This is a genomic window from Yersinia massiliensis (genome assembly GCF_003048255.1).
Classification (GTDB): Bacteria; Pseudomonadota; Gammaproteobacteria; order Enterobacterales; family Enterobacteriaceae; genus Yersinia; species Yersinia massiliensis_A.
This window is the reverse complement of sequence record NZ_CP028487.1, coordinates 2,424,728-2,448,848: the sequence shown is the minus strand read 5'-3', so window position 1 is coordinate 2,448,848 and position 24,121 is coordinate 2,424,728. Positions and strand designations below refer to the sequence as shown.

Below are 24,121 nucleotides of genomic sequence, written 5' to 3'. Positions count from 1 at the left end.
TCTGGTTTGCGGGGACACTACAGGCCAGGTCGTGGATTACCGGCTAATTTCGATAAGGCTTCGGTATTTTCGATGGTGATATATTTACCTTTCACGCTCAAAATTTCGCTTTTCTGGAAACGACCCAGCAAACGACTGATCGTTTCTACCGTCAGACCTAAATAGTTACCGATATCACCTCGAGTCATCGTGAGGCGGAATTCACGCGGTGAGAAACCACGTTGAGCAAACCGACGAGCAAGATTATAGATAAATGCAGCCAAACGCTCTTCAGCATTCTTTTTAGAGAGAAGTAAAATCATGTCTTGATCGCTTTTGATCTCACCACTCATCAGGCGCATCATCTGTTGGCGCAGATTTGGCATTTTGCCGGATAAGTCATCCAACGTATCAAACGGGATTTCACAGACCATAGAAGTTTCCAACGCCTGTGCGAAACTTGGATGCTGTAAATTGCTGATAGCATCGAAACCGACCAAATCGCCTGCCAGATGGAAACCGGTAATTTGCTCGTCGCCTTCTTCGGTAATGGTATAACTTTTAATGGTCCCGGAACGGATGGCATACAGTGATTTGAGCTCATCACCTGCTTTAAACAGCGCCTGTCCTTTCTGAATAGGTTTTTTCCTTTCAATGATATTGTCGAGCTGATCCAGCTCGTTCTCATTTAAGGTAAACGGTATACAGAGCTGGCTAATACTGCAATCCTGACAATGAATTGCACATCCACCAGACTGAATACGTCGGATTACGCGTTTTTCCGGGATCATAGGGTATTCCCATTAATATTGATATGCGTCAATTTTAACATCTTTTCTTGCTTCTGATAAGTGCAAGAATTGTTAGCGTGCTAAAAGATAACCCTCATGCATTAATAACCAGCGTTTTCGCTCGACACCACCCGCGTAACCGGTCAATGCTCCTTGTTGTCCGATCACCCTATGGCAGGGGACAACAATCGAAATGGGATTAAGGCCATTTGCCATTCCAACGGCACGCGACGCGGTGGGGCGGTTAATTCTTTTTGCCAATTCGCCATAAGTAATGGTTTCACCACAGGGTATCTTCCGCAGTTCGTGCCAAACTTGACGTTGAAAATCTGTACCCGCGGTTTTTACCGGTAAACCATTAATAATGTCTAACTCACCGGCAAAATAGCGCTGCATACTCTCACTCAGCCCACCGGGATTACGTTTTTCCACTAACGTGAAGGACTCAGCGCGGTAATGATTACGTAGTAATTTCATCAGACGTTCATAATGGTCAGTCCAATCAATGGCGCGCAACCGGTTTTCTTCATCTGCAATCAGAATCAGCTCACCCTGTGGGGTTGCCATCCGATCAATAAAAAATGTCTCCATAAATCTCCGCTACATGACTTTAATTGGTCTATTTGGTCCAAAAAGAATTTGCCGATAAAGAGCTGGAAGCAATTATGACATGAAATGACGTTCCATTAGTTGCCAATCATAACACTCGCTCAAAAACCTGTATGTATCGTGATGGGAATCGCATAACCCAGAAAGTTTAGTTATAAGTTCAAGGTGGGCGAACGGGGGAATAGCCGCTAGGATGGTGACTTATTATCGGCAACCGTCGCCATATCTAACTCGGGTATTAATGCCATGTCAAATGTCACTTTGTCTCCTTTACTACGTGATGGTGAGCCTCCGTCCGCTGTTATTGAGCGCCCACAGGGCCAGTCACCTTTCCTTTTACTGGCAGACCATGCCGGGCAGCGTATCCCTAGCCAATTAGGTGATCTAGGCCTAGCAATTGGGGAGATTGACCGCCATATCGGCTGGGATATTGGCTCATTGGCTACCGCCCGTTTACTGAGTGAATATTTGGATGCCACGCTGATTCATCAGCAATATTCTCGCTTAGTGATTGATTGTAACCGTACCCCAGGTATTGCCAGCTCTATACCTGAAATTTCCGAGCACACACGAATCCCACGCAATATTGGCGTCACAGTGGCAGAGGCTGATGCGCGCCGCATTGAGGTGTTCCAGCCTTATCACGATTTGATCACGCAAACACTCAACCAGCGTCGAGATAATGGGCAGCCAAGTGTCATTATCTCAATGCACAGTTTCACGCCGTCTTTTAAAAACATCGAGCGGCCGTGGCAAATTGGCACGTTATTTAATCGCAATCCTGCGTTTGCTTTGCAACTGGTTGCGTTTTTACAGCAAGACAGAGAGTTGCATGTGGGCATTAATGAACCCTATGCCATGACGGATGCAACTGACTTTACCTTGCCATTTCATGCCGAACAGCGGCAGTTACCTTATGTGGGAATTGAGATTCGTCAAGATCTCATTACTCATCAAGCAGGACAAGTACAGTGGGCGACACGCTTAGCGCAGTTATTACCCCAAGTGCTAGAAGTGATAAATAAGGCTGAATAACGAGTGATGCATGTTTTTTGGCATGGAAATGTTGTGCTCTATGTTCATGACCTACAGCTATTAATTAGATATTATCGACTTAATTATCATTTTTATTCGCCGCACAATATTAATGTTGATAACAATCAAAATTAATGACAATTAAGGTTATAACACCATGGAATCGGAATCGAAGCCTGCACGCATCCTGATCAGCGCCTGTTTGATGGGTAAACCTGTGCGCTATAACGGCAGTGCACTGTCAGTCAGTGACGAAATTATTCAGCGCTGGCAGGATGAAGACCGTTTGATTCTTGTTTGTCCTGAATTGGCGGCTGGAATGCCGGTGCCTCGGCCTCCCGCTGAGATTCAGCAAGGCAATGGCGAAGCGGTATTGCAAGGGCAGGCGAGAGTAATTGAACAGTGGGGCAATGATGTCAGCCGCGAATTTCTGCAAGGGGCTTATCAGGCATTAGAATTGGCGCAAAAACACCATTGTGTCTTGGCTATCTTGACTGAAGGTAGCCCATCTTGTGGCAGCAGTCGCATTTATGATGGCCATTTTAATGGCACTCAGCGAGCCGGTCAGGGGGTCACCACCGCGTTATTGCGTCGCCACGGTATCAAAGTTTTCAGTCATCATCAGCTTGAACTTGCGGACGATTTTTTGCGAAGCGCTTCGCAGATCTAGGTTAAAAACCCATCAAATGTCATAAAATACCGCCATACTGTATAAATAAACAGTATTGCTGTGAGGTTGTAATTTTAGTCACTGAGTCTTTATTGAAATCATTAAGTCGAGGTAACGATATGACATTTAAAATAGTGGATAAAGAACCGCAAAAAATCGTTGGTATTCGGGCTGTCGGTCCCTATCACGAAACGATCCCTCGGGCCTTTGACCAGCTTTCGTCGCTATACGCCCAGTACCAAATTCCGGGCAAAGATTGGCTTGCACTCTACTGGGACAACCCAGAAACTAATTTACCTGCTGAGCTACGTGCCGATGTTTCCTTGTCTGTCGCAGATGATTATGTGCTGCCAGCAGAGCTTCGTGATCAAATGCAAATACAGATCATCCCTGGCGGTTTGTACGCTGTCTATCATACCCGCGTAACTGATGATGATTACGCCAAAGCATGGGGTGAACTGTATCACCAGCACATACCGCAAAGTGGATATCGACCAGTGGAAGGGGCATGTTATGAGGTCTACCTCAATGACGGTAGAACTGATGGCTACTTCGATATCGATATCTATCAATCGGTAGAAAAAGCATCTTAACTCTTGCCAGCAGCCGAGCTTGACCGTTCGGCTGCTAGTTATAGTTATAGATACTATCGCGTAAATTCAACGTCCAACGACTGTCTACTCATTAGCCATTCGTTCCTGCGGTGAGGAACAATTGACTTAACCAGTCGCTGAAAATACGCACACGTGGTGAAAGCTGACGATTGTATGGATACAAGAAAGAGACTGGCATCGGTGGTGGTGCATATTCTGGCAAAATCTCAATGAGTGTTCCTGCTAATAAGTCAGGTGCGATGTGGTAGCGTGGCACCTGAATGATTCCCAATCCCAGTCGTGCTGAGCTCACAAAGCTTTCCGCCCCCGTAACCGATAGCACTGTGGGCAATTTGACCTCTAGAATCTTGGCCGACGGCGGTGCCCCTGATGACGGTGGCGCTTTTGTGGCTTTTGCGTGGTTATTTGATTTAGTGCGAGAGCTAAACTCAAGTGGCATCAACCCGCCTGTTGCACTTGACCGGAAGCCAACCATCTGATGCCCATACAATTGGTCGGGGTGATTTGGTGTTCCATGCCGTAGTAAATATTGCGGCGAAGCACAGGTGACTTGCGGTAACAGTGCGACGCGGCGAGCAACCATATCGCTGTCTTGCAAATTGCCTACCCGTAACACGCCATCTATGCCTTCGCGAATCAAATCAACCAACCGATCGCCTTCGCTAATAAATAGCTCAATATCTGGATATTGGGCGATAAAGTCAGGTAATTGCGGTAAAACAAAGTGGCGGGCTAACGTGCCATGCACATCAATTCGTAGTAGCCCTCGAGGCTTAGCATGATCAAATGCCATTTCGGCATCTTCAATGTCGGCAATAATTCGTAGGCAGCGTTGGTAGTAGGCCTCACCATCCAATGTGGCGCTAACATGGCGCGTTGTTCGCTGTAATAGACGGACATTTAAGCGTTTTTCTAGCTGCTTTATGGCATCTGTGACGGTAGAACGCGGCAAGTTTAGTTCTTGTGCAGTTTGGGTAAAACTACGCTGTTCCACGACTCTGATAAAAACTCGCATGGCATCTATTCTGTCCACGATATTGTTCGCTTTATTCGGATAGAGTTAACGAATAATAGGGGATTATCCGAAACAGTAAAGATGGCATTCTTGATTTGGTCGCCACACAACATCACTTAACGGTAACAAGGATGGCTTTCAGCCATCAAATCTACGTCTACGATAAAGACTTATATCAGGAGAATATTATGGTGAGTACAACGCAGCAGGTTGCCATTGTCACAGGCGCATCTCGTGGAATTGGTGCGGCCATTGCCGAACGCTTGGCACGGGACGGATATACCGTACTGATCAATTACTCCCATAGCGAGAGTGAAGCTGAAGCTTTAGTACGCAAGATTCAACAAACTGGCGGCAAGGCATTGAGCGCTAAAGCCGATATCAGCAATGCCACTGCTGTTGCACAATTATTCTCCACGGCAGAAGCCGCCTTTGGCGGTGTTGATGTATTGGTCAATAACGCTGGAATACTCTCTCTTAGTGCCATTGCCGATAGCGATGATGAGCATTTTGATCGCCAAATAGCGATTAATCTCAAAGGCAGTTTTAACGGAATGCGTGAAGCAGCTAAACGCCTCAAATCAGGAGGCAGAATTGTGAACTTTTCTACCAGTGTTGTCGGTTTGAAATTGGAAAAATACGGTGTTTATGCAGCAACCAAAGCTGCCGTTGAAACCATGACGGCAATTTTGGCAAAAGAATTACGTGGCCGTCAAATTACGGTGAATGCCGTTGCACCAGGGCCCACGGCAACAGACCTTTTCCTAAATGGAAAATCAGCAGAATTGATTGAAACAATGGCAAAAATGGCACCATTGGAAAGATTAGGAACGCCTGAAGACATCGCGGCGGCCGTTGCTTTTCTGGTCAGTGAAGATGGGGGGTGGATCAATGGGCAAGTTTTGCGTGCTAATGGCGGCCTGATTTAACATCGCGATAAAATGGACAGATCTGCTAGGCGATGAACCAAAGTGATAAAAGGAAATTAATAACGTGTTTATCATAGAAGCGTGATAGTTCTGAAAACAGGATAGTTCTGAAAATAGAATAGCCATAAACGCGTGATTGGCCTAAAAGCATGAGTTTCTTAAGAGCATAAGTTTCTTGAGAGCATTTGTGTCATAAAAGCGTCATTCGCTTGTTCTAGTATCCGTTGTAACCAATTAATACAAACTGTATTACTGTTTTACAACAAGGAATTATTCTAATGCAGAATCGCGTATCCCTCTTTACTGGCCGTACTCAGTTATCCGCTATCGCGTTGTCCACACTGATGTTAAGCAGCGCGTTGTTCACGCCGAATACCGTTGCTGCTGCAACGGGTTTATATGATCGCAGTGCGCAAGGTGATGTCACTCAATTTGGGGGCGCACGTCGTTTAACGGGTGATCAGACTCAAGCGTTGCGTGATTCGCTATCCAATAAAACAGTCAAAAATGTCATCTTGCTGATTGGCGATGGCATGGGAGATTCAGAAATTACCTCGGCCCGTAACTATGCTATGGGGGCGGGCGGCTTTTTTAAAGGGATTGATGCTCTGCCGCTGACTGGGCAATACACGCATTACTCACTCGATAAGAAAACGCAAAAACCAGATTATGTGACTGACTCAGCGGCATCAGCGACTGCATGGTCATCCGGCGTGAAAACCTATAATGGTGCACTGGGTGTCGATGTGTTCGGTAAAGATCACGTTACCTTGCTGGAACTGGCAAAAAAGGCGGGTAAAGCGACCGGCAACGTTTCAACGGCTGAATTACAAGATGCCACCCCCGCGGCTCAGTTTGCGCATGTCACTGGGCGAAAATGCTATGGCCCAGAGGAAACCAGCGAGAAATGCGGCACCAATGCGCTGGAAAATGGTGGGCGTGGGTCCATCACTGAGCAAATGATCGACGGACGTGCTGATGTCACATTAGGCGGTGGTGCGAAATCATTCAGCCAAGTTGCCAAAGCGGGTGAATGGAAAGACAAATCTTTGCGAGATCAAGCCTTAGCGCGAGGCTATATCATTGTCGAGAACCTCGATGACTTGAATGCCATCAAGCAGGCAGATCAACAAAAACCTCTATTGGGATTATTCAGCCCAGGTAATATGCCAGTGCGTTGGCAAGGGCCGAAGGCTTCCTACCATGGTAATTTGGATAAACCTCCGGTCGTTTGTGAAAATAATGCCGAGCGAACCAAAGATATTCCGACATTGGCTGCCATGACTGAAAAAGCAATTGACCTACTGAAAACCAATGAGAAAGGTTTCTTCTTGCAAGTGGAAGGGGCGTCAATTGATAAGCAAGATCACGCTGCTAACCCATGCGGTCAGTTTGGTGAAACCGTTGATTTAGATGAGGCAGTACAAAAAGCGTTAGAATTTGCTCGTGCAGATGGAAATACATTAGTTATTGTCACGGCAGACCATGCGCATTCAAGCCAAATTATCGAAGCAGATGCAAAAGCACCTGGCTTAACGCAAGCATTAACCACCAAAGATGGGGCAGTGATGGCGATAAGCTACGGCAACTCTGAAGATGACTCGCAGGGACATACCGGTACACAATTGCGTATTGCTGCTTATGGCCCACATGCTGCAAACGTGGTGGGTCTAACGGATCAAACAGATTTGTTCTTTACCATGCGCGATGCTATGGCGATTAAATAATCCATTTTCCGCTTCACATAAAACAAGAAATCCCAGACCATACTGAAGGTTGGGATTTCTTGTTTTAATACCTGATGCCACCAATAAACGTCCCCAAGTCATATTACTATCGCTTACTAATTGTGATAATAATAACATTCAATTTAGCGATTCAGCCTCGTTTCGCAGCGATTATATCTTTAATCATTGAGATTAATGTCACAATAATAACATTAAACTCCTGATAATGTCATTTAAGAGACATTGAAGTATCCCAACTCATGATTGTGGATTAGCCGCATCGCTAATCTTTTTTTACTGGGATCAAGATAGTCGATCGGCGTTAGCAGGTAATCTTCATCAAATTAGGAGTCATGAAAAATGACCGCTAAAATATCACTACTCCGTGAGCAATTCAGTCACTATGAGCAAGAAATTTACAGCAGCGACGACTTTATTGTGACCAGCTTTAAATATGCCTCAGGTATTGAAGCGCTCAAGATATCCAACTCACGTGGTTATGTGACACTTCTGCCATATTATGGACAGATGATTTGGGATGCAGAATTTGATGGCCACAATCTAAAAATGGAGAGCATGTTTTCTCAGCCGAAAAGGGGGGAGAATATTGTCGATACTTATGGCTGTTTTGCTTTCCATTCAGGTTTACGCCGAAATGGTTGCCCAACACCAGACGATGATCATGCATTACATGGCGAAATGCCTTGCGCAGAGATGGACCACGCTTGGTTGCTAATTGATGACACAACAATCGCTTTAACCGGTAGTGTGGAATACGTTAAAGGGTTCGGTGACCATTATAGTGCTCGCCCGTTGGTGAGATTGAGGGCCGACAGTACGCAATTTGATATTGAAATGAGCGTGACAAACCTGTCTAGCATGCCGATGCCACTCCAATATATGTGCCATATGAATTACACCTATATCCCCGGTGCAACTTTTCGTCAAAACTTGCCGGGAACGGCATTAAAGCTACGTGAAACGATACCTGCCCATGTGCACCCAACGCAACAATGGTTGGATTACACTCAACAATTGCGGGATCGTCCTGCGGGCTTATCTGACTTAAATGAACCTGAGTTTTATGATCCAGAGATAGTCTTCTTTGCGGATGATTTGTCACAATATGTTGATCATGCTGAGTTCTTTATGCTGTCACCACAAGGGCATCGCTTTGTCACCCGTTTTTCCACTGCGCAATTTAATCATGCTACGCGCTGGATATTGCATAATGGCGATCAAAAGGTAGCTGCATTTATTCTACCAGCAACATGTCGCCCTGAAGGTTATTTGGCGGCAAAAGAAAAAGGAACTTTAGTGATGTTATCGGCAGGTGAAAGCCGACATTTTAGTGTTACTACGGGGATTATTTAGCTAAGTCACCTGTTTATAGATAAGCAGTAGGTTTTTAGGCAAGCAGTGCGTTTTTAGATAGAAAGATAGAAAGTATGTTTCTGGCTTTGCGGGCCATAATGGCCCGCATGATAAAACTAGATACGACCATAGAAAGTCATTCTGGCGGTTTCAGATAATGCAATGTCAGGTTGAGCATTATACGCCAGTACCACCAGCATTCTTGTCATATCTCCCTGTGTCGGCGTCACACGATGAATGGCATTTCTTCCGCGGAATAACACTAAGTCCCCTGGCTCAATCTGTAATGTTTTAGGAACAACATGCTGATTTAATAATTGTTCCACACCGGCATAATTCATTTCACCTTTATCAGCATCACGCATTTCTTCAATATATTCAAAAATACCACCCGCCTGAGGCTTTTGTATCAATAGTGTTATGGCGAACGATGAATTATCAAAATGCCATCCTAACTCTTGGCCTTGACTCGCATAATGTAAGTTAATTGAGGAGAGTGAATCAGCGTATGGATAGAGTTTTTTTTCGCCTAGTACAGCGCACAGAAAATCTTGAAAGTCAGCGGCGTTATACAGTGCTCGCAGCGCCGAGTCAGCTGGTATGTCCTCATCGGTGATGCAACCTTTTGAGGATGTGACTAACCTGTTTCGCGGATGATCAGCCTCAAATGCAGGGTCAGGTTGAGTCAAGTAAACATTGTGCTGATTCGCGGCATAATAAGCTTTATGTTGATGGTCAACCCCTTCTTGCTTAATGCTGTCTAGGGCTGAGGGTAACAAAAAATCAGACAATACCAGCGCACCGTAGGTTTCGAGCGTGTGTTTGCACTGTGCAATGAACGGTGTGTCACTGATGGGATGAGCTACGGTATCAATAATTTCAGTTAATTTATGCATATATCCCCACAAGAGTGCTAAAAATTGCTCTGTTTACGATCGCAACACAGCGGTTTGCCATAAATCTTTATATTTGATTATATTCCTAATACGCGTAAGGCGAGTGCCGACGTCAGAATTTACCTAACGCAGTATAGTCTTTGCTAGCTGAATGCATAATCAACTGGCATAATTGCTTTAATGCAGGCAGCAGCCTACTGTTTTGTAGTACAGATGATATTCAAAATAAAATACTGAGTTATTATTTAACCTATAAATTTGACTTAAGTCTAAATTAGAGGTTTTCACTGCATTTTTTATGGCACTAATTTATAAAATTATAATGTGTAAAAAGAACTTTTTATTAAAAATGGTCATTAAAGGCAGTATAAAAATTACTATTTTAAGATAGGGGCAGATAAACCATCGTGGCGAAGAAAAAATCTAACGGTACTGGCTGGGTTATTCTCTTGATAGTCGGTTTAGGGCTGATTACTGGGATCCCAAGAGAAGCGTGGATTGCACTGAGTGCGGCTATTTTGTGCCTATTCTTTGTTTGGCAAAATCTCAAAGGGGCAAAACACCGCCTTGGTGCTGTCATTGCCCCTGATATGCAAAAAACCGCTACAATTCCTGATATGGGTGATTACCCGATTTTGCCTTCGCAGTTGGAACCCGAACCTACTGTGAGTAGTAGCAACACGAATCAGACCCCACCAGTGGAAGAAGTCAAAAAGCCTGATGAGAAGAAAGCTGAACCTTCTCGCGGTTCTTTAGCCCGTGCGTCATGGTTGCGTCCGGGCGAATTGGCGGTTGTCGCGGGTATTAATTTGCCTGATGGCATGATTTATATTGGTAATAAATATAAAAGCAATCGTACTGGTGCAGAGCCCGCGTTTATTAACCCCTCAATGGAAGTGGCGCAAGAAGAGGTAGATACGTCCTTACCCCTAATCGATAATGCGCCAGATTACTCGACTTGCTCTCCTGAGGCGAGGCGAGGCTACCTACAATGGTTATCAGAAGGTCGTAAATCACCTACCGCAGATATTGGTTATGTTTTCTTATTCTTCTATGGATTGGAACATCGGATACTCATTGATGCCGCGATTGATTTCGTGGCTAAAAGGGAACTGCCTCTTCTTGAGGCTGAAATTAACCGCCTGTTGATGATTTACGGTAAAAATAACGCATTTAATCATTACGCTCAGAATTTATTGGTCTATCTCTCCCGCGTGAATATCGAAGAGAAACTCTATTTATCGCCCCCACCAGCAACACGTGAGTCGTCAACGGAACTCCCTTTAGCGTTACTGGTTGGTTTGGGGCAATTAGCCATTGATCAAAAACCATTGCCCGCTGCATGGGCACTCGCCTGGGGTGAGGCTGATCCAGCGATTAATCAGAATATTTCGATGGCACATTGCGCAGATATATTTTCCTCCCTGTTCCAGCAGCGCTATAAGGAAAAATATGGCGATGGATTTTTATTACCCATCAATAAAACCAAGTTGCTGATATTTTATCGCCCAGCCTCTGCGGGACTCATTGGGCAAGAGTTTTTCCAGCATATGGGGGAGTTACCCAATGTTGCGGTATGTAAAGCGCACCGAGATAAACTTCGTGCAATATTTGAAGCCTGCCAGCAAGACCTCGATATCTATAACCGCTTTGCCAGTGTTAATCCTAAGAAAAAAATGTCACTGGAAGGGCAGTTATTAATGCCAATGACACTATGGTCTGAAGCATTAAAAACTGAGCTAGAAAGTATCAAGGCAAGAGTTGGGTACGGGTTGCTAATGGTCACGTTAGAGGAACTGTTTCTCCGCCTGAGTACTGCCTGTGAGACCAAACCGTTGGAACGTCTCTCCCGCAGCCAAGTTATGGCCCTGACTTTTGCGCTAGCCTCTTTGCACGTTGGCATCGAGCCTGATGTTAGAGCTGATAATCGAACCCCTGTATTGCAAGATACTGTCGCGCTGTTTCCCATTGAATCGATGGTAGCTGAGTCGGCAACCTTTGCAGCATACCGTGTCACGATGTTGGCAGTAGAACTGGCTTGCGCTGCCGTGATGATCGATGGCCGCATTGGTGAACCTGAGTCAAATATTCTGACACGACACATCGATGCTTGGGGTTACCTAAGCCCAGGCCAACGTATGCGCTTGAAGGCTTATCTTCAGCCGGGCATTAGAAAGAGCAATACATTGTTAGCGCTAAAAAATAATCTAGAGCCGCTTTCATTGGATAATCGCCGAGCCATTGCGCGTTTTCTGGCTCATTTGATACAAGTTGAGGGGACGATTACGCCGCAAGAGGTGAAATTCCTTGAGCGTGTGTATAAGCGCTTTGCCTTAGACAGCAAGTTGGTTTATACCGACCTTGATAGTCTGGCGACCCCCATGACATTAAGTTTGCCTTCACCAACAGCTGAAGTCATTAATAATACCGACCGTATTAATCTGCTAAAAACTGAAAGTCTGACATTGGTTAAGTTGCTCGAGAGTTTGTTCGTTTCCGACAACGTTACGATTCAACCGCCTGCCGAGATCAACCCTCAATCAATGACAGCCATCGCAACTGACTTACCGGACAGTACGGCCACATTCTTAAAATTATTGATTTCCCGAGATACTTGGGAACGCGATAAATTGCTCGATATTGCATCAGACATGGAGGTTAAACTTGACGATGCACTGATTGAGATTAACCGCAAAGTGCTAGCGGCATTTAACACACCGCTAATTACAGGTGAATCAATCATCGCAATAGACCGTGATATATCGGCGGCATTGCTTGTTTGATGCCTAAAGTTTGATGATGAATATTTGATGGGCCGCGTTAGACGGGTTTCTTCGAGCGAAAGACCCTGAACTTGAGCAACAAAGCATTAACCGCTACCATAGCGCGCCTAATGACGTCAGAGAGATAAACGAAATGAAATACCAATGGATATTGTTCGATGCGGATGAAACATTATTTCACTTTGATGCTTATCAAGGGTTAAAGTTGATGTTCTCGCGTTTTGGAGTGGATTTTTCCACACAAGATTTCGACTATTATCAATTGGTTAATAAGCCACTGTGGGTTGATTATCAAGACGGTAAAATATCGGCCTCTCAATTACAAAATACGCGTTTTGAAATGTGGGCAGAGAAATTGGGTGTGGCTGCGACGCGCCTGAACAGTGAATTTTTAGTGGCAATGGCAGATATTTGTTCATTGTTGCCTGGGGCGCGTGAATTGATTGATGCGCTAAGCGGTAAAGTGAATATGGGCATCATTACCAATGGGTTTACCGAGTTGCAAACCATTCGATTGGAGCGCACTGGATTAAAGAATATCTTCTCACCACTTATCATTTCAGAAGAAGTCGGTGCAGCTAAACCGGATGTTGCGATATTCGAGCATGCTTTCAATCTAATGAATAATCCGGCCAAAGAGCAGATCCTGATGGTAGGGGATAATCTCCACTCCGATATTCAGGGGGGGATTAATGCTGGTATTGATACTTGTTGGCTCAATATGCACGGCGCTGAAGTCGAAAGTCATATTTCGCCTCGTTATCAAGTTAACTCACTCGCTGAATTGCAGAAGTTATTATTGGCGTGATTACCGCCTTTCCAAAATACAGAGCCGCTAGCGGAGGCTTCCGATAGCGGCAACGTGACATCTTATTTGTTTACACTTGCGCCTTTGTTTATATTCACACCTTGTACAAATTATAACCCATTGACTTTGCGACATGAGCCACCATTTTCTGGCCGCGCACACTATTACCTACGGCATCTAACGGTGGGGAGAATCCAGCGATCGCCATTACGCCAGGTACAACGGCCAATATCCCACCGCCAACGCCACTTTTCCCCGGTAACCCCACATTATATGCCCAGTCACCAGAGCTGCCATATAACCCTTCCATCGTCATCTCGGCCAAAAGATGGGGAATGTGATTGGCCGTTAAGACACGTAACTTACTAATGGGATTAATGCCAGCAGCCGCAAAAGTTGCACCAATTGTCGCCAATTCGATGGTATTGAGCAGTGTCGAACATTGGCGGGTATAGACTTCGCAAGCTTCCATCGGATCACAATACATCGCACCCGCAGAATAAAGTAACCATGCAATCGCGCGGTTGTGGAAATTTGTCGTTTGCTCCGATTGGTTGACTTCCTCGGACAAGCTAATCGGTGCGCCACATAATTGTTGCTGAATTTGCAGAATATTGTGCCAGCGGGTTTCACGATCATTCGCTTGAATTAAGCTCACAGTAGACATTGCGCCAGCGTTTACTAAAGGCGATAGCGGTTTTCCTTTGTGCAATTCGAGCGCCATAACAGAATTAAATGGTAAACCAGTGGGGTCTGCTCCCACTTTTTCTTGTACTTTTTGCGGGCCAACATCTTCTAAAGCCAGTGCGAGTGTACATACTTTAGAAATCGATTCGATGGCAAAACGGTATTCAGCATCTCCGGCCACAATAATATCACCGTCAACGGTCACTACGGCCAGACCGGCTAATGTTGATGGGACACTGGCCAGATAGGGAATATAACTGGCGTTGTGCCCGCCTGCGGCGGTTGAATATTGCTTATGTGCTTTATTGACACAGTGTTGCAGTACTTTTAAGTCTGGTTTCATTATCCCACTCCACAGTGGCTACCGTTATTAGTAGCTTATTTATCTGTTTTTCCTGAGACCAAATCCGATGTTTTACCTTCCATGGCAAGATTGCCTGATTCAGCGGGCAGACCGGGATGACTATTTGCCTCTTGCCAAGTAAAGGGAGCAAAATCGGCTTTTTCATCGCGCCAGTGAGGTTTACGGAACGCATAAATCAGAAGTGGCAATATAATGAAGAATAGGGTTGCAATGATTAATATACAAACATAGGTTTTTGGGCTACCGATGGCAATTTGGCTTGGCGGCACAAAACTGAGTAAAAAGACGATAATGGATGCAATCCAGCCAGCGCCACCAATAATCCACATACCAATATCGCCGCCGGGAATACGGTAGGGGCGAGGGCGTTGCGGTTGGCTATAGCGCAAATAAATGGCGGAACTAAACATCAGGATATACATAACGAGATACAGAAGAACAGTTAATTGGCTGAGAATTTGAAATGCTGCCTGTACCGAAGGTAAAATAACGAACAATATGGACAGCAGAGAAACGATCAGTGCCTGTAATAATAGAATGTGTGTTGCCATACCATTCTTATTAGTGTGTTGCCACCAACGAGGCAAATAACCTGCTTTTGCCACAATCAATAGTCCTGACGAAGGCCCTCCAACCCAAGTGACCACACCGGCTAATACGCCGATCGCTAGGGCAATGGCAATAACGGGACTGAGCCAGTTAAATCCTGCCCAGCGGAACATATCACCATAAGCCACTAAAATACTTTGAGTCAGATTGATATCAGCTTTTGGAATAACAAATGCGATGGCAAGGGTGCCGAAAACAAAAATAATGACCGTTCCCAGTGCAGATAACATAATGGCAATGGGATAATTACGATTTGGGTTGTCGACATCCTTAACATGAATGGCATTCATTTCCATGCCAGCATAGAACAGAAAAATACTAGCAGCTAAAACAATATTGTTAAAGTTGGAGAAGTCAGGAATAACTTCATCCCATGAAAGTACTATTTGTGGTGTGCCGCCATCAAACAAATAAGCGAAACCAAAGATGATCAAAATAATAGCCGGAATGATCGTACCGATAACGCCGCCCCATTTGGAGACTCTGGAGAAGGTGGCAACGCCTTTAAAGGCAATAAAGGTCGCTAGCCAATAAACGACTAATACGATGCTAAGGACAAAGAAACGATTAGCTGATAGTGCCTCATCCCAGCGCTGATTAGGACCAATAAAAGCGAGGGAGACAGCAGCAAAGGTTAATACTGTCGGGAACCAAACAGTCACTTCTATCCAGAGCATAAACATAGCTAAAAATGCCCAGCGAGGGCCAAATGCCTCACCGACCCAACGGAAAACACCGCCTTTCTCGGGCCAACCTGTTGCGAGTTCAGCCGCCACCAAAGAAACTGGAATGAGAAAGAAAATGGCGGCAAAAATATAATAAAATATAGAACTTAATCCGTACTCAGCCTCAGCAGGTAAGCCTCTTAAACTGACAACGGCGACAATATTCATAATAGCCAATGTGGCGATGCCGAGTTTCTTTATGGCCACAGGCTTAGGCTGATTATTTGTCATAGATATCCATCCTTTAATTTTTTGTAATTAAGCCGGCAATTTCTATGTGTGTTTAAAACTATTTTGGTGCGCAATACCGTGCAGTTCGGGGTGCTCATGCAAATAGTGGAGAGAACATTTCATGTCCTCAAGTAAAAGTGCGGCGAAGTCCATTTCGAACCCACGGCGGCACATTATTCGCATCACGACGATATCAGTTGCATGACCGGTCAGTGTAAAAGCGGGTACTTGCCAGCCTCGTAGCCTTAATCGCTCAGAGAGGTCATATAAGGTGTAACCCGTTTTGGCGCCGTCTTTTATTTTGAAGCAAACGGCGGGTAGGCCACTTTTGGGATCACCTGTACAAATAAATTCATACGGGCCCAATGGTGCAATTGATTTACTTAAGAAATGCGCAACCTGATAGGCAGCCTGTTGGACTTTGGTATATCCCTCACGACCTAATCGGAGAAACTCATAATATTGGGAGATAACTTGCCCAGCAGGGCGAGAGAAGTTGATCGCAAACGTGCCGATTTGCCCACCAAGGTAATCGACTTTAAAGACCAATTCTTCAGGAAGTGCGTCCTGATCTCGCCAAATAACCCAGCCGCATCCTAATGGTGCAAGCCCATACTTATGGCCTGAAGTACTGATTGATTTTACTCTTGGCAGACGAAAGTCCCATTTTATCTCTGATGCGACAAAGGGAGCGAGGAAACCACCACTTGCAGCGTCCACATGGATATCGATGTCTATTCCTTTCTCTTTGTGCAGCTTGTCTAAGGCTTTGTGTAAGGGTTCGGGGAACTCATAATTGCCGGTATAGGTCACGCCAAATGTTGGGACAACGCCGATGGTATTTTCATCACAGGCATCGATCATTCGCTTCGCATCCATAAAATAATTACCCGGCTCCATAGGAATTTCACGAATTTCAACTTCCCAATAGCGGGCAAATTTATGCCAGCATACCTGTACTGGGCCACAAACAAGATTAGGTTTGTCGATGGGTTTACCGGCGGCTAACTGCTTTTTACGCCAGCGCCATTTCATCGCCATCCCTCCTAACATGCAGGCTTCGGATGAACCGATGGTATTGGTCCCTGTTGCTTGTCCATTGATGGGTTTTGGTGCATTCCAAAGGTCAGCCAACATGTTAACGCAACGTAAATCGATAGCTGCTGATTGTGGATATTCTTCTTTATCGATCCAATTTTTATTAATGGAAAGATCCATGAGTTTATGTACGTTCTCATCATCCCAAGTTTGACAAAACGTCGCTAAATTTTGCCGCGCATTCCCATCTAAATAGAGTTCATCGTGAATAATTTGGTAAGCAATATCATCACGCATTTCTTTTAAAGGGAAATGTGCTGATTCAGCAATATTACGAATAGCTAATGAACCAAACCGAGAGTCTAATAATTCTTCATGCAATTTATTTGTAGTGTTACTAATCATAATTTAATAACCGTCATGTATAAATAGGAATTATAAACGTAGACGCCTAGGGTATATGACGCAAGGTAAAATCAAACAGCATGGTGATTATTTTAATTAGTTTGGTTATTATTTATTTTATTGTTCTGGGGTTTGTTTGTTGATAAAAAATGAGATTTATTACATTGCCAGTTATTTATTACCTCGCTGGCGAATTTTTTATTAATGGTGAAATGCACTATTTGAGTCGTATCTTTTGTTAATGCTTATTTTAAACAATGGATTAAGTAAATTCATCATGTCAGATTGATTCAATAAACCCATGATTTGTTGAGGGCCGGTTTAATTTCAAAGTCTTAAAGTGGGTGAATTAAAGTCGTTTGATCTATTGCAGAAGGGAATTATGCATAAATTATCACTTTTGATTTTAATCGCACCATTGATGGGGTGCAACGTGAAAAATGCCACTAGTGCTGATGGCATTACAGACATTGATAGTTATACTGAAAGTCGTATTGTTAATATCATCGATACGCATGCAAAAAAAATTGATACATCCCGTCCAGGTGAAATGATTGATGCAGTATCAGCTGAGTTTCTAGGTACACCTTATAAAGCAAACGTGCTAGTTGGTTCATCAACCAATCCGGAGAAGTTGGTCATTGATTTCAGAGGATTGGATTGTTTTACTTATCTTGATTATGTCAATTCACTACGCTCTGCAACGAGCCAATCTGATTTCATTAAAAAACTAGTCAGCACACGTTACGTTAACAATGACATTAGTTATACACATCGGAAGCATTTCTTTAGTGACTGGTCAAACAGACAGCCATTAAATGCACAAGATGTCACCGCACAAATTAGCCCTCATACTGTTACTATTACTAAATACTTAAATCAACGAGAAAATGGTGACGAATTTATTCCAACACTCGGTGTTGTTAAGCGGGATATTACTTTTATTCCAGCCGAATTTATCAATGATGATGTCATTAGCCATTTGAAAACAGGTGATTACATTGGCATCTACACCAAAATAAAAGGGCTAGATGTCACGCATACCGGCATTTTCATCATGACTCCAGAGGGTGCTATGTTACGTAATGCCTCCTCATTGAAGAAAAACATGAAAGTTGTTGATTCGCCTTTTCTACAATACGTAAAAAATACGCCAGGAATCATTGTTCTTAGAGCATTATAAGATATTAATGGTGAGTGAATTAATGGTATTAACGTTTGGCTTAATTAAAATTTTAGCCAATAAAAATTGATGTGTAATAGCGCCATAATAAAAACGGCGGTAGTGAATCACTCTCGGCATATGACCGAGAATGATTCATTCTATTTCCGTTGAGGCTATGATCTCCATCAGCGCTTAACGTGTTTCAGCCCACCATTTTCAGCCCATCATTTTTCAACAACAGGACTATCGATGCTAACTGTTCACGATGTAGATCTGTTATTTCACTGCGAGCTGAAAATCCTTCGTTATGAATAATCATTTCACCTAAACCTACCAACCAATCATAAATATAATACGCAGTCGTATTGGTTGGGGTATGCGCGAGTTTTGTTAATCGCTGCGAAACACCCAACGGGGAGGCTGACTGAGGAGGTTTGGCAAAAATCTTAGCGCCTCGATTAATACGGCTATTAGGGCGTAGCTCTTCACTGATTTGCAAAAAACCGATCCAAGCAACAAAATCGCCCAAGACAGTCAAAGCACGTGAAACTTGACGATCTGCTTTAGTTTCACGATGTAATCCCACTTGCTCGCTGTCTGCCAGAATGGTGACCAACTGCCCAGCAATATCTAACCGGATACTCGCGGTAATGAGCTCAGCGGATAACATCTCAATGATCGGCTTCCTGATGCCTAATAACTCAATCAACGGGCCATTATCCGGTAGTCGCCGCAGATGATTGATCCAATAGCGATGCACACTCGCTGCAAATTCAGTTTCATAATCACTTTCGACACTGGGCGTGATGGTTGGCTGGACAGCAGATGATAGGGGCAGGTCGCTAAATAAGTCGATATCAATACCGATGCTAAAAGGCTCTACGTTGAGGGTTGATGTGACGGATTCAGCCACATGACTTTGCTGTTGCCTTGGTGCTTGTTGCTGTAAATAAAGGCTGCGTAAGTCATCCCGCGAAGGTAATAGCCGTTCCAGTAATTCACCATGTAAGCCAGTACGGGTTTGCAATACTTTGAGCAACGTTTCTGCGATCTGCTGTTTTTGTTGTGATTCACTGGTAATTGGCTGAGCCCAATCGGCGAGCAAATTGTCAGTCAATTCCCGTTGCAGTTCTTGGTATTGCTCGATGATACGTTCAGTCTTGATATCTCGACGAATTTCTTGTGTCAGATAAGTCATCATTCGTTCAACGCCGCGCGCGTCTAATGCCAACAGCGTTCCCCAACTGTCGCCGGGGTTGCCAACATAACGTTGCACGGCTTCGTCATGATGAGACATGCCATTCTCGGGTTGATCGGTACTCATCCGTTGATCGAATGGTGTGAGCGCCCAGATAAGCCCAGGATTTCGCCGATCACGTACTTGGGCATTTTCCCCTTGCGCCTGCTTAACCCAATAATCCAGTGCTTTGCCTACCGTCTTCACATCATCGCGTGTCGCCGCCGCATGACACACTAAGAGTAAGTTGACCTGCTGTTTATCCGTGTAGCGCTCAAGTAGGAAGTCATTTTTTGATTGTGATAGACGTGTCGCCAGCGGATAAGCCGCGTATCCAAGTGTCGTTGGCGTATTATAGGTGTCGCTAAAATCAGGGAAATCGACTAAGTCCACAGATTCAAAAGCATTTTTATTGGCGGACATCGGCAGTGGGATCTGCAATTCAATCGCCAAGAAGGTTAATTCAGCAAGTGACAATGTCACCGATTGACTTGCTTCATTGTTGATCCATGGCAGCACATGAATATGGCTGTCAGCTGGAGTATTTAAGTCATTGAGGGTGGCGACATTCATGATGCCATTGGCCGGTAGCAAGGTATCGTCGACTAACACACTCAGTGGTGCCAGTAATTGTGTCGCTCCCCCTAGATGTTGCAACGTGTAGGCGAAATGGCGGTATGCATCGGTCATTGGGAGACATTCGGCCCATAGCACGGAGAATAAATTGGCGCGATCATCAATGTTCAGATAAGGAGCCAATTCAACCGCGGCAGGCCAAAAATGGGCCTCCAATTTCTTTTGACGATGTGCATCATGGCGGGCCAGAGAGTCCCATAAGCCAATGACATCGTCACTGCTCATCCCAGCGATGATACAAGGTTGTCGGCGCATCGTTAGCTGTTGTAAATGCTCGGCGATATGCTGTTCATCAAGGGAATGATCCAATTCATTCTGTTGATTTTCCAACAAATAAGCACCCGCTACAATTCTGGCCATATCGATTTCAGTCAGTAAGGAAAGCAGGACTGGATGGCTTTCATGAAGGACGCCAGTCTGATGATTGAATCGAGTAACAATGCCACTGGCCTGATAAGAGGGCTTGATTTGCTGCCAAAAGTCGAGCGTTTTACCCCCGAGCGTGGTTTCCAAGCGGCCATTAGTATCCGCTGCTAGCGCTGAAATAAGATACTGTTTCCCAGCGGACGACTGGCCAAAGAAGCCAATGGTCATGGCGGTTAAAACCGAGTCTGCTAACTGACGCGTTTTTTTGCGATGACGCTGAAGTTTGATGGTCAATAGGTCGGCTTCGGTATCCAGTCGAACACTGTGTTGGCGCGTTTTGCTTACCCATCCGATCGTTTGTTCAATACCTTGCGCCATTTGCTGAAGCTGGCTATTAAGCTGTTTGCTGGTCAATGATTTCATTTTCTAAATACGCTCCCACTATCAATCCAATAATGGGTTGATCCAGAGCCATTACTGGCGAGTGTGTTTAGCTTGAGGCGCAGATGGTGCAGCGGTACACGGCTGCCATCTAGCAGTACCGCATCGGCTATTTCGAAACGTTCTGGCCCATTCTCACTGTGTTTGTTCGCGACATGGCTATCGCCTTTCACCAGCTTTAGCTTTATGTGCAATACACTGTCGCCAGCGACTTTGCGTGCTAACTCCGGATCAACGATGGATAGGGTATAAAGTGGTGAAGCAGGCCAGCGGTCATTATCTAGCTGGCGGAAGCCAAGACATGCCGCACCCCTCAATTGAAAACGCGCCTCGGTGGGCAAAGCGAAGCTATTACTATCCAGATCGATATCACGATAGTAAACATTCTCTTCTGTCAGCGTATGGCGACAGTCGATCATCCCCAGATAGCGAATGGTGGAGTAAGGCTGAAAATCGCCCGCTTTAAAGTAAAACCCCGCTAAACGCAAATCGAGTGCCAGTAAACAGAGCATCGCACCCACTGCGGCCGTGGATTTAGGGTTATCAATACGGCCATGTTTGTTAAATGGATACCAGTCATTGGTGTGATAGCCATCTAGCGAGAGGATACGGTTATTTGGCAACGGTTGCAGATGGCGAAATAGTGCCTGAATGCCAGGAAAGCGCGAAGGGCGGCCAGTTAACAACAGCACATCGCAAGCATAAAGTGACACAACCTCAGATAATGACCGCAGATTCTGTGTGATGCTCATCCGGTGAGACAAGAATTCGCCATGCAGTTTGCTCAGCTTCAGCACCAATGGCACCTGCAAAATATCAAATTCGCTAACCTCGGTAGGTAACTCTCGCTGAACTTCGCTGTTGATGTAATCCAGCACTTTCTGTGTTGGGCGCTGCGTCAATAACTCACCAAAACTGGCATCAATTTCAGCACTGGTGTCCAGCGGGTCAAATCTTTCATAGGCTTCTAGAATCGCTCTTCCTACTGGCATAAATATTTGTAATGTTGCTTGCTGGCGCAGCGTTGATTGCCCATCCATTCTGCCGTCATTGCCGAATAACTTATCCATTAACCCATTGCTATCTGCGACTGAGGCTTTCTTCAACCGCGCCTGAAGGGCTGGCAGGATGTAAAGCTGGATGACATCGAGCAATATGTCGTCGCCCGCAACTTTGAATCCTTCGCGGAACAACAATCGCGGGCTAATTTTGACATTATTCCCCATGCCATCATCCAGCCAATACTGCGTAATCGCGAGATCTGTTGTGCCGCCTCCAATATCAATTGAGGCGATACGCAAGGTTTTCCCTGCCACTTCCCCTGCATCAAGCTGCTTGTCCGGTCGTGCCATACTGGCAAAAAAGGCGGCGGTGCGGCCGCCAAAGTTAACCTGCGTTTCGTTGTATAAATAGACCATCTGGCCACAAGTGGCTTCGTCCCACTCCATTTGCACATCGGGCACGGGTATTTGGCTTTTGGCGCGATCAGCCTCAGATACAAAATTATCATCTGCAGGATGCCAGCCCATGGCTTTCCAGACTAAGGCGATAGCTTCATTCATCCGGTGTCTGAAAATCTCGCGCTCAGGTTTGGGCATGGCAGACGGGAGTGTCAGAATGATGGCGCGTAATTGCCGCGGCGCATTGGCATGGGTCATTTTCGAACGTTGCGCAGCACTGTTGATTTGCATCAGTGCTTGCGCTAACAGCTCTGACAGCATAAATGTCATCAATGAGCTGCGGCTATAATGAGGTGAAAACACGGGTAGCCGCTCGTCCACCGGCATACTGTACAGCGGTTGACCATCATCATTCACCAAATGGGTGAGCGGAAGCGCGGTCGCAGGTGGCTCCAGTGTTTGCGCAGTTTGTGTTTCATTGAAGCGCCAACCGGGGGCATAGGTTTCTTCATCCCATAAGTAACGGCGAGGACCGGAGATCCCAGTGGACCCTTCAGTCCCTAAGCGGTGTAGTGCCATACGGTTAGCTTCACGGCCGACACGAGTGATCGATGGCCAAATAAAAGCCTCATCGCGACCACTTTCAACCGAGTAATTCGGTTTACCAAATTTTGCTTGAGCAAATTCCATGCGGCTTTCAAACAGCTCGTTATACAAAAAATGAGGCTCACTCAAATCTCGAATTTGTAATTCGTAAGTCTGTTTTAGCCCGTTGCTTTCATCGGCATGATCTTCAACCAAAATGCCACAGGTGTGGGAATTGCCTACATCAAGAATCAAATCGACATTCACTACCGGCTCTTGCAAGGTGCTGGTATTGATTTTGATTTCAGGTATCCCAATCTGGCTACCCAGCAATTCCAGCAAGTTAAGATAGTGTGCTTGATATTCAAATTCACGCAGTGAAGTGCTGATATGGCGGGCTGTCCGCGCTTCTTGTTCAGACGCCTGCTGTGTGAACACTTCCCTTAGCCAGCCATCTACCCACGTCAAATCGAGGAACTCGGCTAGCTCTTCATTTTGGTAGGCGAGCGCAAAACTCAGACCGGTTTTGATGTCGTTTTCATTTGGGGCTAAAGGTTCATTGGCGTGGCCTTCAGGATAGGTTTTAGTGTCAAAAGCCAGCGTGATACGTAATGTATTGCCATCCTGATCCGGCGTATCTAAAACTAAAATTTGTACTCTGGCCCAGTTATCAGGCCCAGCAATAAAATTGCGCGGTGGATTGAAACGTAAAAAGGGTAGCGGGAGCCAAATTTTATTCAACAATTTGAGTGATTGTTCCAGCGGAAAACCAAATTCAGGTTTCACAATCTCAGGGGCTGCACCCGGCACTATCAACGCATACTTTCCGTTTTCTTCATGGTAATTCAGGCGTAACAGTGGGCCGTTAGCACTCTTACGCACAAATTTATTCTGTCGTTCAATTTCAAATTGAGGTTTAAACGCGAAGTCCAGAAACTGGATACCACTATTCTGAATAAGCGTGATTTTCTGTTTATAGTCGGTGATCGTAGCCAGCATAAT

At 45.1% G+C, this 24,121-nt stretch carries 18 protein-coding genes; 9 read left to right on the top strand and 9 right to left on the bottom strand.

Annotation, left to right across the window (positions count from 1 at the left end):
- Positions 1 to 17: 17 nt before the first annotated feature.
- Positions 18 to 770 carry an FNR family transcription factor gene (locus DA391_RS11440; RefSeq protein WP_050081097.1) on the bottom strand — a complete coding sequence of 251 codons (753 nt, stop codon included), beginning with the start codon at positions 768 to 770 and terminating at the stop codon, positions 18 to 20.
- A 72-nt stretch (positions 771 to 842) separates the two neighbouring features.
- Positions 843 to 1,361, bottom strand: coding sequence for a methylated-DNA--[protein]-cysteine S-methyltransferase (ogt, locus tag DA391_RS11435; RefSeq protein WP_050081096.1), 519 nt, complete (start codon positions 1,359 to 1,361; stop codon positions 843 to 845).
- A 264-nt stretch (positions 1,362 to 1,625) separates the two neighbouring features.
- Here ogt and DA391_RS11430 point away from each other — a divergent pair, with 264 nt between their 5' ends.
- From DA391_RS11430 to sbmC, 3 genes are all read left to right on the top strand, one after another.
- Entirely contained in the window at positions 1,626 to 2,414 is a 789-nt protein-coding gene (locus tag DA391_RS11430) for an N-formylglutamate amidohydrolase (protein WP_057642883.1), read from the top strand.
- A 157-nt stretch (positions 2,415 to 2,571) separates the two neighbouring features.
- A complete protein-coding gene (locus DA391_RS11425; RefSeq protein ID WP_050081094.1) occupies positions 2,572 to 3,084 on the top strand; it encodes a DUF523 domain-containing protein in 513 nt (170 codons plus the stop codon).
- A 119-nt stretch (positions 3,085 to 3,203) separates the two neighbouring features.
- Positions 3,204 to 3,677 carry a DNA gyrase inhibitor SbmC gene (gene sbmC / locus DA391_RS11420; protein WP_108087719.1) on the top strand — a complete coding sequence of 158 codons (474 nt, stop codon included), beginning with the start codon at positions 3,204 to 3,206 and terminating at the stop codon, positions 3,675 to 3,677.
- A 91-nt stretch (positions 3,678 to 3,768) separates the two neighbouring features.
- Here the strand turns inward: sbmC and DA391_RS11415 are convergent, their stop codons facing one another.
- Complete coding sequence (locus DA391_RS11415; protein WP_108087718.1) at positions 3,769 to 4,731, bottom strand: LysR family transcriptional regulator; 963 nt, start codon at positions 4,729 to 4,731, stop codon at positions 3,769 to 3,771.
- Between the two features lie 170 nt (positions 4,732 to 4,901).
- Between DA391_RS11415 and DA391_RS11410 the strand changes: the two genes are divergently transcribed.
- From DA391_RS11410 to DA391_RS11400, 3 genes are all read left to right on the top strand, one after another.
- Complete coding sequence (locus DA391_RS11410) at positions 4,902 to 5,642, top strand: SDR family oxidoreductase (protein ID WP_050081297.1); 741 nt, start codon at positions 4,902 to 4,904, stop codon at positions 5,640 to 5,642.
- A gap of 278 nt (positions 5,643 to 5,920) precedes the next feature.
- The gene (gene phoA / locus DA391_RS11405) at positions 5,921 to 7,369 is read left to right on the top strand and encodes an alkaline phosphatase (protein ID WP_050081091.1); all 1,449 of its coding nucleotides are present in this window, start codon (positions 5,921 to 5,923) and stop codon (positions 7,367 to 7,369) included.
- A gap of 360 nt (positions 7,370 to 7,729) precedes the next feature.
- Entirely contained in the window at positions 7,730 to 8,743 is a 1,014-nt protein-coding gene (locus DA391_RS11400; protein WP_108087717.1) for an aldose 1-epimerase family protein, read from the top strand.
- Between the two features lie 116 nt (positions 8,744 to 8,859).
- Here the strand turns inward: DA391_RS11400 and DA391_RS11395 are convergent, their stop codons facing one another.
- Complete coding sequence (locus DA391_RS11395) at positions 8,860 to 9,639, bottom strand: HalD/BesD family halogenase (RefSeq protein WP_050285616.1); 780 nt, start codon at positions 9,637 to 9,639, stop codon at positions 8,860 to 8,862.
- Positions 9,640 to 10,046: 407 nt separating this feature from the next.
- On the opposite strand from DA391_RS11395, the gene DA391_RS11390 reads away from it, so the two are divergent.
- A complete protein-coding gene (locus DA391_RS11390; RefSeq protein WP_050081088.1) occupies positions 10,047 to 12,422 on the top strand; it encodes a TerB N-terminal domain-containing protein in 2,376 nt (791 codons plus the stop codon).
- A gap of 133 nt (positions 12,423 to 12,555) precedes the next feature.
- A complete protein-coding gene (gene yjjG / locus DA391_RS11385; RefSeq protein WP_049607376.1) occupies positions 12,556 to 13,230 on the top strand; it encodes a pyrimidine 5'-nucleotidase in 675 nt (224 codons plus the stop codon).
- Between the two features lie 94 nt (positions 13,231 to 13,324).
- Here yjjG and glsA read toward each other — a convergent pair whose 3' ends face one another.
- Genes glsA through DA391_RS11370 form a run of 3 tightly spaced genes read right to left on the bottom strand, consistent with a single transcriptional unit; the run spans position 13,325 to position 17,289 of the window.
- Entirely contained in the window at positions 13,325 to 14,260 is a 936-nt protein-coding gene (glsA, locus tag DA391_RS11380) for a glutaminase A (protein WP_050081087.1), read from the bottom strand.
- A 35-nt stretch (positions 14,261 to 14,295) separates the two neighbouring features.
- Positions 14,296 to 15,846, bottom strand: a complete 1,551-nt coding sequence (gene gadC / locus DA391_RS11375; RefSeq protein WP_050081086.1) for a putative glutamine/gamma-aminobutyrate antiporter GadC — start codon at positions 15,844 to 15,846, stop codon at positions 14,296 to 14,298.
- A gap of 42 nt (positions 15,847 to 15,888) precedes the next feature.
- Complete coding sequence (locus DA391_RS11370; RefSeq protein WP_050873066.1) at positions 15,889 to 17,289, bottom strand: glutamate decarboxylase; 1,401 nt, start codon at positions 17,287 to 17,289, stop codon at positions 15,889 to 15,891.
- Positions 17,290 to 17,671: 382 nt separating this feature from the next.
- Between DA391_RS11370 and DA391_RS11365 the strand changes: the two genes are divergently transcribed.
- Entirely contained in the window at positions 17,672 to 18,472 is an 801-nt protein-coding gene (locus DA391_RS11365; RefSeq protein WP_108087716.1) for a DUF1460 domain-containing protein, read from the top strand.
- A 184-nt stretch (positions 18,473 to 18,656) separates the two neighbouring features.
- Here DA391_RS11365 and DA391_RS11360 read toward each other — a convergent pair whose 3' ends face one another.
- Positions 18,657 to 21,116 carry a putative virulence factor gene (locus DA391_RS11360; protein WP_108087715.1) on the bottom strand — a complete coding sequence of 820 codons (2,460 nt, stop codon included), beginning with the start codon at positions 21,114 to 21,116 and terminating at the stop codon, positions 18,657 to 18,659.
- A complete protein-coding gene (locus DA391_RS11355) occupies positions 21,113 to 24,118 on the bottom strand; it encodes a virulence factor SrfB (protein ID WP_108087714.1) in 3,006 nt (1,001 codons plus the stop codon). Before DA391_RS11355 ends, DA391_RS11360 begins: the two co-directional genes overlap by 4 nt.
- Positions 24,119 to 24,121 lie beyond the last annotated feature (3 nt).

What these genes read in the sequence shown, in the direction of transcription:
- DA391_RS11440 (WP_050081097.1), bottom strand. Translation starts at nt 770, where the DNA reads ATGATCCCGGAAAAACGCGTAATCCGACGTATTCAGTCTGGTGGATGT.
- ogt (WP_050081096.1), bottom strand. Translation starts at nt 1,361, where the DNA reads ATGGAGACATTTTTTATTGATCGGATGGCAACCCCACAGGGTGAGCTG.
- DA391_RS11430 (WP_057642883.1), top strand. Translation starts at nt 1,626, where the DNA reads ATGTCAAATGTCACTTTGTCTCCTTTACTACGTGATGGTGAGCCTCCG.
- DA391_RS11425 (WP_050081094.1), top strand. Translation starts at nt 2,572, where the DNA reads ATGGAATCGGAATCGAAGCCTGCACGCATCCTGATCAGCGCCTGTTTG.
- sbmC (WP_108087719.1), top strand. Translation starts at nt 3,204, where the DNA reads ATGACATTTAAAATAGTGGATAAAGAACCGCAAAAAATCGTTGGTATT.
- DA391_RS11410 (WP_050081297.1), top strand. Translation starts at nt 4,902, where the DNA reads ATGGTGAGTACAACGCAGCAGGTTGCCATTGTCACAGGCGCATCTCGT.
- phoA (WP_050081091.1), top strand. Translation starts at nt 5,921, where the DNA reads ATGCAGAATCGCGTATCCCTCTTTACTGGCCGTACTCAGTTATCCGCT.
- DA391_RS11400 (WP_108087717.1), top strand. Translation starts at nt 7,730, where the DNA reads ATGACCGCTAAAATATCACTACTCCGTGAGCAATTCAGTCACTATGAG.
- DA391_RS11395 (WP_050285616.1), bottom strand. Translation starts at nt 9,639, where the DNA reads ATGCATAAATTAACTGAAATTATTGATACCGTAGCTCATCCCATCAGT.
- yjjG (WP_049607376.1), top strand. Translation starts at nt 12,556, where the DNA reads ATGAAATACCAATGGATATTGTTCGATGCGGATGAAACATTATTTCAC.
- glsA (WP_050081087.1), bottom strand. Translation starts at nt 14,260, where the DNA reads ATGAAACCAGACTTAAAAGTACTGCAACACTGTGTCAATAAAGCACAT.
- gadC (WP_050081086.1), bottom strand. Translation starts at nt 15,846, where the DNA reads ATGACAAATAATCAGCCTAAGCCTGTGGCCATAAAGAAACTCGGCATC.
- DA391_RS11370 (WP_050873066.1), bottom strand. Translation starts at nt 17,289, where the DNA reads ATGATTAGTAACACTACAAATAAATTGCATGAAGAATTATTAGACTCT.
- DA391_RS11365 (WP_108087716.1), top strand. Translation starts at nt 17,672, where the DNA reads ATGCATAAATTATCACTTTTGATTTTAATCGCACCATTGATGGGGTGC.
- DA391_RS11360 (WP_108087715.1), bottom strand. Translation starts at nt 21,116, where the DNA reads ATGAAATCATTGACCAGCAAACAGCTTAATAGCCAGCTTCAGCAAATG.
- DA391_RS11355 (WP_108087714.1), bottom strand. Translation starts at nt 24,118, where the DNA reads ATGCTGGCTACGATCACCGACTATAAACAGAAAATCACGCTTATTCAG.